The sequence below is a fragment of the Marinobacterium halophilum genome (assembly GCF_003014615.1).
GTDB classification, from domain to species: Bacteria; Pseudomonadota; Gammaproteobacteria; order Pseudomonadales; family Balneatricaceae; genus Marinobacterium; species Marinobacterium halophilum.
On record NZ_PYGI01000005.1, the window covers coordinates 108,353 to 121,468 of the forward strand.

General features: G+C 54.0%; 14 protein-coding genes. 4 read left to right on the forward strand and 10 right to left on the reverse strand.

Features of this window, described 5'->3' with window-relative positions:
• The first annotated feature begins 7 nt into the window (after positions 1 to 7).
• Entirely contained in the window at positions 8 to 1,069 is a 1,062-nt protein-coding gene (gene hisC, locus CLV44_RS04900; protein ID WP_106590993.1) for a histidinol-phosphate transaminase, read from the forward strand.
• Between the two features lie 20 nt (positions 1,070 to 1,089).
• Here the strand turns inward: hisC and CLV44_RS04905 are convergent, their stop codons facing one another.
• A complete protein-coding gene (locus CLV44_RS04905) occupies positions 1,090 to 1,983 on the reverse strand; it encodes a GGDEF domain-containing protein (protein ID WP_170069263.1) in 894 nt (297 codons plus the stop codon).
• A 139-nt stretch (positions 1,984 to 2,122) separates the two neighbouring features.
• Between CLV44_RS04905 and CLV44_RS04910 the strand changes: the two genes are divergently transcribed.
• A complete protein-coding gene (locus CLV44_RS04910; RefSeq protein WP_106590995.1) occupies positions 2,123 to 3,349 on the forward strand; it encodes an EAL and HDOD domain-containing protein in 1,227 nt (408 codons plus the stop codon).
• On the opposite strand, the gene CLV44_RS04915 is transcribed toward CLV44_RS04910, so the two are convergent.
• The 5 genes from CLV44_RS04915 to CLV44_RS04935 form a co-directional block, all read right to left on the reverse strand.
• Complete coding sequence (locus tag CLV44_RS04915; RefSeq protein ID WP_106590996.1) at positions 3,341 to 3,643, reverse strand: c-type cytochrome; 303 nt, start codon at positions 3,641 to 3,643, stop codon at positions 3,341 to 3,343. The two genes, CLV44_RS04910 and CLV44_RS04915, sit on opposite strands and share 9 nt — an antisense overlap.
• Positions 3,644 to 3,768: 125 nt before the next feature.
• The gene (gene htpG, locus CLV44_RS04920; RefSeq protein ID WP_106590997.1) at positions 3,769 to 5,682 is read right to left on the reverse strand and encodes a molecular chaperone HtpG; all 1,914 of its coding nucleotides are present in this window, start codon (positions 5,680 to 5,682) and stop codon (positions 3,769 to 3,771) included.
• Positions 5,683 to 5,775: 93 nt separating this feature from the next.
• Positions 5,776 to 6,219, reverse strand: a complete 444-nt coding sequence (locus CLV44_RS04925; RefSeq protein ID WP_106590998.1) for a PaaI family thioesterase — start codon at positions 6,217 to 6,219, stop codon at positions 5,776 to 5,778.
• Positions 6,203 to 6,688, reverse strand: coding sequence for a PaaI family thioesterase (locus tag CLV44_RS04930; protein WP_106590999.1), 486 nt, complete (start codon positions 6,686 to 6,688; stop codon positions 6,203 to 6,205). The genes CLV44_RS04925 and CLV44_RS04930 overlap by 17 nt, the downstream gene beginning before the upstream one ends.
• Complete coding sequence (locus CLV44_RS04935) at positions 6,685 to 7,404, reverse strand: DUF599 domain-containing protein (RefSeq protein WP_106591000.1); 720 nt, start codon at positions 7,402 to 7,404, stop codon at positions 6,685 to 6,687. The genes CLV44_RS04930 and CLV44_RS04935 overlap by 4 nt, the downstream gene beginning before the upstream one ends.
• Positions 7,405 to 7,461: 57 nt before the next feature.
• On the opposite strand from CLV44_RS04935, the gene CLV44_RS04940 reads away from it, so the two are divergent.
• Positions 7,462 to 8,334, forward strand: a complete 873-nt coding sequence (locus tag CLV44_RS04940; RefSeq protein WP_106591001.1) for a DMT family transporter — start codon at positions 7,462 to 7,464, stop codon at positions 8,332 to 8,334.
• Between the two features lie 3 nt (positions 8,335 to 8,337).
• On the opposite strand, the gene CLV44_RS04945 is transcribed toward CLV44_RS04940, so the two are convergent.
• Positions 8,338 to 9,813 (reverse strand): protein adenylyltransferase SelO, encoded by a 1,476-nt coding sequence (locus CLV44_RS04945; RefSeq protein ID WP_106591002.1) that lies wholly within the window; start codon positions 9,811 to 9,813, stop codon positions 8,338 to 8,340.
• Between the two features lie 123 nt (positions 9,814 to 9,936).
• On the opposite strand from CLV44_RS04945, the gene CLV44_RS04950 reads away from it, so the two are divergent.
• Positions 9,937 to 10,263 carry a DUF3301 domain-containing protein gene (locus tag CLV44_RS04950; protein ID WP_106591003.1) on the forward strand — a complete coding sequence of 109 codons (327 nt, stop codon included), beginning with the start codon at positions 9,937 to 9,939 and terminating at the stop codon, positions 10,261 to 10,263.
• Here CLV44_RS04950 and CLV44_RS04955 read toward each other — a convergent pair.
• From CLV44_RS04955 to sucD, 3 genes are all read right to left on the reverse strand, one after another.
• Entirely contained in the window at positions 10,256 to 10,723 is a 468-nt protein-coding gene (locus CLV44_RS04955; RefSeq protein WP_106591004.1) for a YaiI/YqxD family protein, read from the reverse strand. The genes CLV44_RS04950 and CLV44_RS04955 overlap by 8 nt on opposite strands.
• 11 nt (positions 10,724 to 10,734) lie before the next feature.
• Positions 10,735 to 12,111 carry an ATP-dependent RNA helicase DbpA gene (gene dbpA / locus CLV44_RS04960; RefSeq protein WP_106591005.1) on the reverse strand — a complete coding sequence of 459 codons (1,377 nt, stop codon included), beginning with the start codon at positions 12,109 to 12,111 and terminating at the stop codon, positions 10,735 to 10,737.
• A gap of 121 nt (positions 12,112 to 12,232) precedes the next feature.
• Positions 12,233 to 13,114: a succinate--CoA ligase subunit alpha gene (sucD, locus tag CLV44_RS04965; protein WP_106591006.1), complete on the reverse strand. Its 882-nt coding sequence runs from the start codon at positions 13,112 to 13,114 to the stop codon at positions 12,233 to 12,235.
• Positions 13,115 to 13,116: the final 2 nt, after the last annotated feature.

Genomic DNA, 13,116 nt, shown 5'->3' on the forward strand with positions numbered 1-13,116 from the left:
GCCGAACATGAGCCGATTCTGGAGCCCGGCGATTCAGTCGCTGGTTCCCTATACCCCGGGCGAACAACCCCAGGTAGAGGGGCTGATCAAGCTGAATACCAATGAAAACCCTTATCCGCCTGCCCCGGCGGTCGAAGCCGTGCTGCGGAACTTTGATACCGAGCGGTTACGCCTGTATCCAGATCCCGAATGCCTCGCGCTCAAACAGGCACTGGCTGACAATGCCGGTCTGACACATGACCAGGTTTTTGTTGGCAACGGCTCTGATGAAGTATTGGCCCTGACTTTCATGGCACTACTGCGTCAACAGCAGCCTATTTTGCTGCCTGAAACGACCTATAGCTTCTATAATGTCTACATTGATCTATTCGATATCGACGCACGCCATATTCCGCTAACGGATCAATATCGCATCGATCTTGAAGCCTACTCCGGCGAAAATGGCGGCATAATCTTTGCGAACCCCAACGCCCCCACCGGTATCAGCATCGATCTGAAAACCATCAGCGCCCTGCTGGAACGGAACACCGATTCAGTCGTGGTCGTGGATGAAGCCTATGTGGATTTTGGTGCCCAAAGCGCAACACAGCTGGTCAATCACTACCCCAACCTGCTGGTTGTCCAAACATTTTCCAAGTCACGCTCACTGGCTGGCATGCGGGTTGGATTTGCCTTCGGCCACCCTCAGCTGATCGAGGCACTGGAGCGCGTCAAAAACAGCTTCAATTCATACCCGCTCGACATGCTGGCCCAGCAGACCGCCATTGCTGCACTACAGGACGAGACCTACTTCGACCAAAGCATCCAGCGCATTATCGACACCCGTACCTGGACAACAACAAAGCTGGAATCGCTCGGCTTTGAAGTACTGCCCTCACATACCAATTTTGTGTTTACCCGTCACCCAGACATTGCTGCGACCGAGCTGATGCAGTATCTGCGCGATAACAAGATTCTGGTGCGTCATTTCACCAAACCCGGTATCGACAACCATCTGCGCATCAGCATCGGCACGGATGAAGAAATGCAGGCACTGATCAGCTGCCTGAAGTCATACCCCGGGATATAACCCCCAGGACAGGAGGCGCTTTACAGCGCCTCACCCTCCACCCGATTGAACCCGCTGTGCTGCGCAATCAGCAGATGTTCACGGGCACGCCGCATCATGGCGACCGCATTATCTTCAGGATTCAGGGCAGAGGCCACGCCAATGCTGACCGTCCACCCAAGCGCAGCAACATCGCCGGATAGTTGCAGACCCTCAACCGCTGCACGAATACGCTCCGCTGCCAGCACCCCCTGCTCATGATTGGTTTCAGGCAGCACCATCACCAGTTGGGAGTCGGCATAACGTGCAAGAAAATCTGACGTACGCTTCAGGCGATCCAGCGTCGCCACTGTGTGCTGCAGCACCTGATCACCGGCATCCCAACCATACTGATCATTAATGGCCGACAGGCCGTCGACATCGATCAACAGAACACTCGTAGCACCGTCATAGCGCAACGCTTGCGCAGTGGCCACTTCAAGGACAGGGATCATTGCACGTCGATTGTAGGCCCCTGTGAGCAGATCACGCTGCGCCTGATATGAAACCTTCCGCTCAAGCTGCTTGCTGGCCGTAATATCGTGCGCACTCCATACCACCTCGCCTTGCGCGGTCATCACCCACCGACTGCTATACCAACATACCTCTGCCAACCCCCGCGCACGCAACTCGGGCAAATGCTCAGGCCGCAACTGATATTCAAGTTCGACCATCGACTCACCCTGCACCAACAAGCTCAGAGCATCTCGAAACTGCAGTAACAAATCATCTGCAAACAACTCGGATAACGTTCTCCCTACCAAAGCCTCAGGCTCCAGCCAGGACTGCCGAGCCGCACTTGCCGCAACAATGGTTTCATTATCCAGAATCAAAACCGAATCCAGACACGCCTTAAGAATCGCCTGATAGCGCGCCTCACATGCATCTATACTCATAACATCTTCCTCTGTTGTCGCCACCAACCCGGCCATACCCACCAGGCGATCTGTTATTTATACCCCTAAGACTATACTATCTTTTACAAAACGGACGATATGAGATCCATCGCCCAGCCGATCATTCGAGGCTTTCAGCATGACCGACAAGATCCTGATGGCACGCCAACCCATCTTCAACACCGAGCTGAAGGTTGTTGCCTATGAACTGCTTTATCGCAGTGAAGCAGGCATCAACCCCCTGCCCATGATCAGCGGCGACCAGGCCAGCAGCCGGGTCATTCTGCATTCCTATACCAGCATTTCCGATGCCGGCAATCTGCGCGTTCTGCCTGCCTTCATTAATTTCAGCCAACAGATGCTGGAAGCCGATACCTTGCCTGCCGTCTCCCCGCGTGAGGTCGTTATCGAAATTCTCGAAGACAGCCGCGCAACACCCGCACTCATCGCGGCCGCGCGCCGCTTCAGCAACGCCGGTTTCAAGCTTGCTCTGGATGACTTCATTTACCAGCCAGAATTTGATCCATTGCTGGAAATTGCCCATATCGTCAAGCTCGACATCCGTACATTAAATCGCCAACAGCTTGCCGAACAGATCAAGCTACTCGAGCCGTTCGAGCTCACGCTATTGGCCGAGAAAGTGGAAACACTGGAGGAATATGAACTCTGCCGAGAACTCGGCTGTGAACTGTTTCAAGGCTTTTTCTTCAGCAAGCCCGAACTATTAAAGGGAAACAAGGCTTACAGCAACAAACTTATTCTAAGCCAAGCCCTGAGCACCCTGAGCCAACAGAATGTTGATTTCAAGGACCTGAGCGCATTGATCTCCCGCGACCCCGCTTTGACCTATAAATTATTACGACTGGTCAACTCGGCCGCGTTTGGCACGAAACGCAGCATCAGCAACCTGCATGATGCACTGACCTATTTGGGCCTGCAGGAACTGAAGAAATGGGTTTCGTTGATCATGCTGGCGGACGATCATGGCAAGCCCAGCGAGCTGATTCGACAGATACTGCTCCTGGCACGCTTCTGCGAATTACTTGCGGAAACCCATGAGCAAATCGATACCGGCCAGGCCTTCATGACCGGATTGCTGCTGCATTTGGATGCCTTGATGAACCAGGAGCAGAGCCTGATGCTAAGCCAGATCGATATAGACACACATATATACGATGCACTAATGACGCGAACAGGACCGCTGGGGCAACTTTTATCACAGGTGGAAGCGTTTACACAGGGCAACTGGGACGATACTGACCAGTCCCTCACCACCAAATTGCAAAGTTGTTACCTCAGCAGCCTTGAATGGACCCGTGAGTCGATGCAGCTCATGAGTCAGGCACAACATGACACTTTACCGTAGCGGCGATGTCAGCACTTCTACTGCAGCCTTGAGGGTAGCTTCATCACAGGAACCACAGGTCCCTTTCGGCGGCATTGCACCTTTACCTGTAAGCACCGTTTGCGTCATTGCATCCACACCTGTCGCAATTCGCGGTGCCCAGGCAGCTGTATCATCCAGCTTGGGCGCGCCACCCAAACCTGCCTGATGACATGCGACACAGTGCTTTTGCACCACTTCGTCAGCACTCATCGCCTGCACCGAAACTGGCACCAGTAAAACCGCCATAACCGTCAACGCACTGCGCATACCCATAGCCCATCTCCTTTATATTATTGTCTCAGCTTAACGTCACCTCGACCAAAACGCTTTGACCTATCGCAGACAAACGAAAAAGGGCGACCCAGAGGCCGCCCTTTTGCATGCGCAGTAAACGCGGTTTAGCTGCTTAGTTCCAACAACAGCTTGTTCAAACGCGATACATAGCTTGCCGGATCATCCAGCGTAGCACCGGCCGCCAGGCCCGCCTGATCAAACAGCACCAGTGCCAGCTCACTGAAACGATCTTCATCCGGCTCTTGATCCAGCTTGTTGATCAGCGGGTGCTCAGGATTGATCTCGAAAATCGGCTTGCTCTCCGGTAACGGCTGACCCGCCGCTTCCATGATACGACGCATCTGCAGACCCATATCATAGTCACCAATCACCAGGCAGGCCGGAGAATCGGTCAGACGGTGAGTGATACGAATCGAGTCAACACGATCATCCAGCACCTTATTCAGACGCTCAACCAGCCCTTCATGCTCCTTGGCCACTTCTTCAAGCTTCTGCTTCTCTTCTTCCGTCTCGATCTCACCCAGATCCAGCTCACCCTTGATGACATCCTGGAAGTTGTGACCGTCGAAATCGAACAGCTGACTCATCATCCATTCGTCAATGCGCTCAGACAGCAACAGAACTTCGATACCCTTCTTGCGGAAAACTTCAAGATGGGGGCTGTTTTTGGCGGTATTGAAAGAGTCTGCTACCGCATAGTAGATCTTTTTCTGACCCTCCTTCATGCGGCTAATATAATCTTCCAACGATACGTTCTGTTCCGCCGTACCGGTATGTGTAGACGCAAAACGCAACAGCTTGAGGATCTTGTCACGGTTGGCGTGATCTTCAGCCGGCCCTTCCTTCATCAACTGACCAAACGTTTTCCAGAACGTCGCGTACTTGTCCGCATCGTTTTTGGCCAGTTTGGACAGCATATCCAACACACGCTTGGTCAGCGCGGTGCGCAGCTTATCGACGTTAGGATCTTTCTGCAGAATCTCGCGAGATACGTTCAGTGACAGGTTGTTGGTATCAACCACGCCCTTGATGAAGCGCAGATAAAGCGGCAGGAACTGGTCGGCCTGATCCATGATAAAGACACGCTGCACATACAACTTGAGGCCACGCGGCGCTTCACGGTTCCACAAATCGTATGGGGCACTTTCAGGCACATACAGCAGACTGGTGTATTCCAGGTTGCCTTCAACTTTATTGTGCGACCAGGTCAGTGCATCAGCAAAATCATGGGAGATGTGCTTATAGAATTCCTGGTATTCCTCGTCGTTCAGATCCGACTTGCTGCGCGTCCACAAAGCCGTCGCGGAGTTGACGCTTTCCAGCTCCGGTGCCTGTTCGGACGCATCACTACCCTCTTCAACCGGCTCTGGCTCTTTCAGCATTTTCACCGGAATAGAGATGTGGTCAGAGTATTTGCGTACCAATGAGCGCAAGCGGAAACCATCGGCAAACTCTTGCTCATCTTCCTTCAACTTCAGCACGATGCGAGTCCCGCGCACCGGCTTTTCAATAGTCGCAATGGTGAAGTCACCCTCACCCGCTGACGACCAATGCACGCCGTTGGCCGCCGCATCACCGGCACGACGGGTATAAACATCGACCCGCTCAGCAACGATAAACGCAGAATAGAAGCCAACACCAAACTGACCAATCAACTGACTGTCACGCGCCTGATCACCGGTCAGGCTGGACAGGAAACCGGCCGTGCCGGACTTGGCAATAGTACCCAGGTGATCAATCACATCCTGGCGGTTCATACCGATACCACGGTCTTCAATTGTGACCGTGCCGGCATCCTTGTCAAACGCGATACGGATGTCGAGATCGGTGTCACCCTCATACAGGGCATCATTGTGCAACGCTTCAAAACGCAGCTTTTCGGATGCATCGGATGCATTCGAAATCAGCTCGCGCAGGAAAATCTCCTTATTGGAGTACAGCGAGTGGATCATCAGTTGCAGAAGCTGTTTCACTTCTGTCTGGAAACCAAGTGTCTCTTTCTGAGTTTCTGTGCTCATGGCGGGCTTATCTAACCTCCGAATGCAAACAATCAACCCTACCCGATATATGGGTCACTCATCTGTTTTCAAGGGCTTAGTCATCGATTTCTGCTAATTACCGCGATCAAGCAGGAAATGGGCACGAGCCTGAGCGATTGGCCGGCTTTTACGCTCCTGCCACGCCAGCACTGAACAGTTGCCTACCCGTCGCCCCTGGCGACTGATGTGGCAGACAGCAAAGGTATCGCGATCCAAACCTGCACGCATGTAGTCGAGCGAAAAATCGATGATCTTGGCCAGCCCTGGCTGTGGCAGCTGCAGAGTCAACTGAAACAACGCAGTCAGCTCCATGAACGACGCAATAACGCCGCCATGAATCGCGGGAACAGTCGGATTGCCGATATTATCGGCCTTGGCCGGCAAGCGGAAAATGATCTCTTCGCCATAACACTCGCACTGCACACCCAAAATACGCGCGTAAGGAATAAGCTCCACCAATGGCTGGTAGTCACCACTGGCTTTTGCTTCGGTCACCAGCTCAAGCAGTTGCTGCATCGGGCTCTCCCTCTATCAATGTACTGAATGCTGACTCTGTAGCACCACCCTCAGGGCGCATGAACGTCGCAATCGCATAGGCCACCGGGTGTGCCGGATCATCCTGATACACTGACGCTCGGGTAAAAAGCACACTGCGCGTTACCCGATAGCATTCAGCCGCTACGTACAACGGCTGACTCTGCACCGGGGTACGCATGTGATCAATACGCAAATCCAACGTCGGGCAAAGTTCGAAACGGTCCAGTGCACAGAGCGTCGATACACTGCTGGCGGCATCAACCAGCGTCGTCAAAACGCCGCCATGCAGATAGGTATCCAACACTGTGCTGATCAGCTGCGGCTGCACCGGCAACACCAGCGTAGCCTTACTCTTTTCCGCACGAATCAGGCGAATACCCAGACGGCACATATGCGGCTGCGCATTGAGAAAGCGGACACAACGAGCCCTGTACTGCTCAGGTGTCATGACTCCCCTCCCGAACTCATCATCAAGGTTTTCAGCGTGGACGAAGTGAATTCACGCCGGTAGAGCACCACCACAATCGAGGCGGCGAGCAACATGAATACCCAGGGACTAATGAACCAGCCCAACACCGAAATGCTGAAATAGTAGGTGCGCAGCCCCAAATTGAAATTATGCGCCGCCATGGATGCCATCTGCGCAATGCGCTCGGCATGGGCTTTCAGCTGTGTCGGCGATGGGTTTTCAGTCGGCAAGGGCGCGCCCCCTATCATTACCGAGACAAAACCGTACTGGCGCAGGCTCCAGGTAAATTTGAAGAACGCATAGATAAACAGAACCACCAGCAGGAGCAACTTGAACTCCCATTCCTGCGGCGTCGCAACCACTACAAAGGGTAAATCCTGCACCAAGTTAATGGCCTTTTCAGCCGATCCCATCACCGTCATCAGGCCCGCCAGCACCAGAATTGTGGTCGAGGCGAAGAAAGCAACGCTGCGCTCAAGATTGGCGATTGCCGTGGTATCCGCAATACGTACTTCACGTGATAACATGCGCTGCATCCATTCGGTACGATACAGATGCAGCATGCTGACCAGACAGGGCGTGGTATGACTTTTGTAAGCCGAGTAATACATGTACCCTCGAAAACACAGTAGAAACCAGCCCAGTGCAATCGCATTCGGCCAGTTGTTCTGCAACAGCAACAGCATTTTTTCCATCAATAACTCCGCTCAACCCGTATCGGTATTACTATAATTTACAGGGATTAAGTTTCAGTGTCTTCAAGCAGTTACAACCTTTCAGCCGGTGCTGGCTATGCGTTGGCAACGACACTGGTAATGAGTTTAGCCGCCGTTTTGATCAAGCTGGCCGCCACTATGATCAGTATTGAAATGATCGTCTTTTTTCAGTATCTGCTGTGCGTGCTGATCATGCTGCCCTGGCTAAGGCGAGAAGGGATACAGATACTGCGTACCGAGCGCCCGGGACTACATCTGTTTCGCGGTTTGTGCGGTTGGGGCTGTTTCTACACTTACTATCTGGCGCTGACCGAAATTCCGCTGGTTGATGCTGCTCTGCTACGCAATGCGGCACCACTGTGCGTTCCGGTTTGGCTACTACTGTGGCACCGGGTTCATCTGTCCTGGCTCAGCTGGCTGCCGCTGCTGCTGGGATTTGTTGGCATTACCCTGATCATGCAGCCGGAAGGGGGCGGCTTCAGTCGCTGGCATCTGGTTGGTTTTGTATCAGCGTTGGCACTCGCCGGCTCAATTGTCACTACCCGTGAACTGACGCATAGCGAACCGGTTAACCGCATCCTGTTCTACTATTTTCTGGTGTCGACGCTGGCGAGCCTGCCACTGGCCATCACTCACTGGCGCCCACTGACACTGCCCAGCCTGCCCTATATTATTCTGATAGCAGGCTCCATCTGGTTGACCATGTGGCTATATACGCGCTCATACAGCCATGCTCCCGCTTCCGTGATCGCGCCACTCAGCTATTTCGGTGTTGTGTTTACCGGCCTGTGGGGCTGGCTGATCTGGCAGCAGATACCCGCAACCACAAGCTGGGTCGGGATGACGCTGATCATTCTGGGTGGCATGGGCTCAGTCTGGATCGGTTCCCGGCTAAACAGCACCCACTGACAATTACGAAGAGCAGGTCAGATAGATCGATTCAGCCCAGTCTGGACGTGGCCCGGCATAACGGGCCAACTCCGCGTGCTCGTCACCCGGATGGCGCAGCAGTGGCAGGAGCGCCTGCAACGGACGATAATCCCCCTGATGCGCTTCCCGAATCACTTCTTCCGCCATGTAGTTACGCAAGATAAAGCGCGGATTGACCGAACGCATCTGCTGCTGGCGGATAGGTGCGCTGGCGGCCTCTTTCTGCATGCGACCGGCATAATCCTGCAGCCATGAAGCAACCGAATCAGGCTGGGTACACAACCCCAACAACGCAGCTGTGGACTCTGCATCTCCGGCCTGCCACTCACTCAGCGTCCGCAAGAAACGGTTATGATCAATTCCCTGCTCAGCCCAAATCGCTTCCAGCCGGTCAATCAATAACCGGTCATCGCCATCGACAACCTGTAATCCCAGACGCGCGCGCATACGCTCCAGGCGTTCAGCCTGGTATAGACCATCGAAACGATCCAGCTCCGCTTCCAACAAACTGCGTTCGACCAATGGCAACATTGCCTGAGCCAATGCAGCCATGTTCCAGAGCACGATGGAGGGCTGCTTGTGAAACGCATAACGGGCCTGATGATCATTTTTGTTAGCTACATGGTCCGGTTCATAGCGATCAAGAAAGGTATAGGGGCCATAGTCGAAGGTTTCACCGATGAGTGACATATTGTCCGTATTAAGGACACCATGTACAAAACCATACGCCTGCCACGCCGCTACCAGCCGCGCTGTCCGTTCCAGCACTTCACGGTACATCGCCAAATAGGGCTGTTCGGCGGATTGCAGCTCAGGGAAGTAGCGTTCCAGGCAGTAATCGGCCAAGCGGCGCAGATCATCATGCTGACCGGAATAGAAAAAATGTTCGAAGTGACCAAAGCGAATATGACAGGGCGTCACCCGCAGCAGCATGGCACAGGGTTCCATACCGTTACGCTGGGTAAATTCTTCACTCCCCAGCAGACAGAGCGCGCGGGTGGTCGGTATACCCAGCCCGGCCATCGCCTCACCTGCCAAGTATTCACGAATACTGGAGCGCAGCACTGCCCGGCCATCACCAAAACGGGAATACGCGGTTTTCCCCGCACCTTTCAAATGTAAATCATAGCGCTGCCCTTGCGCATTAACCACTTCACCCAACAGCACACCACGACCATCACCTAGATCAGGGTTATAGACACCAAACTGGTGACCCGTGTACTTCATCGCCAGGGGCGCGATGCCAGACCACTCTATTTCACCCATGCAACGACGCACCAGATCTTCCGGCGAAATACGACAGGGGTCCAGGTCCAGCCAGCGTGCGACTACGGGACTGAAGGCAATCAGGTGACTGTGCTTGAGCGGCTGCACGGGCATTGGCTGAAACCAGTGCTTCGGCAAGCGCGCATAGCTGTTATCAAAGCTCAATTGATTCAAGGTACGACCCGCACTCATCCATTTATCTCCTGTCTCGTCTGCCCCTATAACCTAGCATTTTGATCAAGTATTAACAGCCCCCTAACTGCAGGGTTATTTTTCCGACACGGCCTGTTAAGCTTGCCGCTCGAAAAGGAGCACATGATGTGGATTGAGTTATCGGACCTGTTTTGGCTGGCACTGACAGCCACCCTGTGCCTGAGCTGGTGGCACAATTTAAAACTGCGGGAATATGCGACCCAGAAGGTCAAACGCTATTGCAGTGCACAGGATGTACAGCTGCTGGATGACAATATTGCCTTGAAAAGCCTGAGACCTGTACGTGATGGCGATAGCGGCATGCTGGTGTTGGCACGCCGCTATCAGTTTTACTTCACCTCGACCGGGGACGAACGCTATCCCGGCACAATTGAGCTGACAGGCCGCCGCGTCATACGTATCGAACTGGCCGCCCACAAACTCAACTAGGCAAGTCGCCAAGTTTGCGGGCTCGGGCAATAAGACGATCCAGCTGATTGGCGAACTGCTGGCGGTCGGCATTGTTCAGAGCAGCAGGACCACCACTCTGTACACCGCTGGCCCGCAAGGTTTCCATGAAGTCACGAATGTTGAGGCGAGCCCGGATATTCTCTTCCGTAAAGCGCTCCCCCCGGTGCGTCAGCGCCAACGCACCCTTTTCCAGCACCTCGGCTGCCAGCGGAATATCACTGGTAATGACCAGATCACCCGCACTCGCACGACGCACTATTTCATGATCAGCCACATCAAAACCGGCGGCAACCTGTACCGAACGAATATTGGCAGCAGGCGGCACGCTCAGTGCGTGATTGGCAATAAGCGTAAGCTCCAGACCAGTACGCTCTGCCGCCCGGAACAGAATATCCTTGATAACAGCCGGACAGGCGTCGGCATCCACCCAGATCTTCATTCAGACCTCCGTTAGCGTAACTGGCGAACGCGGCAGCTACGCCCCTTGATTTTGCCCGCCGAAAGCTGACGGACCGCATCACGGGCAGCAGATCGACCGACGGCAACATAGGTGCAGAAGTCGAATACACGGATCTTGCCGACTTCATCACCCGACAAGCCTTCCCCGCCTGTCAGCGCACCCAGCACATCACCGGGACGAATTTTCTGCTTTTTGCCAACATCCAGCTGCAGGGTCACCATCGGAGGGCGATACTCACCATCCATGCGCACATTCGGCAACGGCTCGTCGGTGATGATCATATCCATCTGCGCCTCAATGGCCGCAAGCCTGAACCGTTCACGCTCATTGAACAGCGTGATCGCCACGCCGCTTTCTCCAGCACGTCCGGTACGACCGATACGGTGTACGTGCACCTGCGCCTCTTTGGTCGGACGCTGGTTGATGACCAGATCCAGCCCGGCAATATCGAGTCCACGGGCAGCCACATCCGTTGCCACCAGGACCGAAGCGCTCTGATTGGCAAAACGCACCAATGTTTCATCACGTTGGCGCTGATCAAGCTCACCGTGCAACGCCACTGCCGCAATTCCGGCCTGCTGCAAACGCGTCTCGAGATCCTTGACCTCTTGGCGGGTATTGCAAAATACTACTGCCGACGTTGGGCGATAGTGATACAACAAAGCGGTCAACGCATCATCACGCGACTCTTCCTTCACTTCGTAAAAATGCTGTTTGATCGTCGAGTCCTGATGCAGAGCCGCCACTTCAACGCGAGTGGGATCACGCATGATGCGACCGGCAATCAGCTCGATTTCCTTTGGATAGGTCGCACTGAACAGCAGTGTCTGACGCGACTTGGGTGTTTCAGCCACGATGGTATCGACGGCAGCTTGAAAACCCATTTCCAACATACGATCGGCTTCATCCAACACCAGCGTCCGCAGCTGCCCAAGACGCAGCGTACCTTTACGCAGATGTTCCTCAATACGCCCGGGCGTACCCACAACAATATGGGCACCATGCTCAAGGGAACCGATCTGCGGCCCTAACGGCATACCGCCACAAAGGGTGAGTATTTTTACATTGGGAATGAGGCGAGCCAGACGGCGCAATTCCTGCGCAACCTGATCAGCCAGTTCACGGGTCGGGCACAACACCAGAGTCTGTACCTGAAAACTGCTGTTATCCAGCGCCTGCAACACCCCCAAACCAAACGCTGCGGTTTTACCGGAGCCGGTTTTACCCTGTGCGATAAGATCACGACCCGCGAGAACGACGGGCAAGCTATCCTGTTGGATCGGGGTCATCTGGTGATATTCCAGCGACTCCAGATTGCGTAAAATTTCGGCTTTTAACGGCAGGAGCGAGAAAGACTGTTGGCTCAAGTGAAATACCTGTCAATGGCGTGGTACGAAAACGCCATTCTACCAGAACACCCCGAACAGCGGCGGAACAGCCACAAAAAAAGGCAGCCGAAGCTGCCTTTTTCATCAACCCTGAAGGGTTTTACTTCATGGCCCAGCCTGTCACTTCGGACAGACCCTTGCCGATGTCGGCCAGGGAACGGACAGTTTTCACGCCAGCATCTTCCAGAGCCGCAAACTTCTCGTCTGCAGTACCCTTGCCGCCGGAAATGATCGCACCGGCATGACCCATGCGCTTACCAGCAGGCGCAGTAACACCTGCAATGTAGGAAACAACCGGCTTGGTTACGTTTGCCTTGATGTAGGCAGCCGCTTCTTCCTCGGCAGAACCACCGATCTCACCGATCATAACGATCGCTTCGGTCTGCGGATCCTTTTCGAACATTTCCAGAATGTCGATGAAGTTGGAGCCCGGGATAGGATCTCCACCGATACCAACACAGGTAGACTGACCGAAACCAGCGTCAGTAGTCTGCTTAACCGCTTCATAAGTCAAAGTACCTGAACGCGATACGATGCCTACTTTGCCCGGCAGGTGGATGTGACCGGGCATGATACCGATTTTGCACTCACCCGGAGTGATAACACCCGGGCAGTTCGGGCCGATCAGGCGTACACCCAGCTCATCACACTTCACTTTGCACTGCAGCATGTCCATCACCGGGATGTGCTCGGTGATGCAGACGATCAGCTTGATGCCAGCGTTGGCTGCTTCCAGGATTGAATCCTTGCAGAAAGGAGCCGGAACGTAGATCACGGACGCTTCAGCACCAGTCGCTTCAACCGCTTCTTTAACGGTGTTGAATACCGGCAGACCCAGGTGCTCAGTACCGCCTTTACCCGGCGTTACACCACCAACCATCTGAGTACCATAGGCAATCGCCTGCTCAGAATGGAATGTACCCTGGCCGCCAGTGAAACCCTGACAGATAACTTTGGTATCTTTGTTGATCAAAATGGACATGA

Coding starts and splice junctions, on each gene's coding strand:
- hisC (WP_106590993.1), top strand. CDS start 8: ATGAGCCGATTCTGGAGCCCGGCGATTCAGTCGCTGGTTCCCTATACC.
- CLV44_RS04905 (WP_170069263.1), bottom strand. CDS start 1,983: ATGAGTATAGATGCATGTGAGGCGCGCTATCAGGCGATTCTTAAGGCG.
- CLV44_RS04910 (WP_106590995.1), top strand. CDS start 2,123: ATGACCGACAAGATCCTGATGGCACGCCAACCCATCTTCAACACCGAG.
- CLV44_RS04915 (WP_106590996.1), bottom strand. CDS start 3,643: ATGGGTATGCGCAGTGCGTTGACGGTTATGGCGGTTTTACTGGTGCCA.
- htpG (WP_106590997.1), bottom strand. CDS start 5,682: ATGAGCACAGAAACTCAGAAAGAGACACTTGGTTTCCAGACAGAAGTG.
- CLV44_RS04925 (WP_106590998.1), bottom strand. CDS start 6,219: ATGCAGCAACTGCTTGAGCTGGTGACCGAAGCAAAAGCCAGTGGTGAC.
- CLV44_RS04930 (WP_106590999.1), bottom strand. CDS start 6,688: ATGACACCTGAGCAGTACAGGGCTCGTTGTGTCCGCTTTCTCAATGCG.
- CLV44_RS04935 (WP_106591000.1), bottom strand. CDS start 7,404: ATGGAAAAAATGCTGTTGCTGTTGCAGAACAACTGGCCGAATGCGATT.
- CLV44_RS04945 (WP_106591002.1), bottom strand. CDS start 9,813: ATGAGTGCGGGTCGTACCTTGAATCAATTGAGCTTTGATAACAGCTAT.
- CLV44_RS04950 (WP_106591003.1), top strand. CDS start 9,937: ATGATGTGGATTGAGTTATCGGACCTGTTTTGGCTGGCACTGACAGCC.
- CLV44_RS04955 (WP_106591004.1), bottom strand. CDS start 10,723: ATGAAGATCTGGGTGGATGCCGACGCCTGTCCGGCTGTTATCAAGGAT.
- sucD (WP_106591006.1), bottom strand. CDS start 13,114: ATGTCCATTTTGATCAACAAAGATACCAAAGTTATCTGTCAGGGTTTC.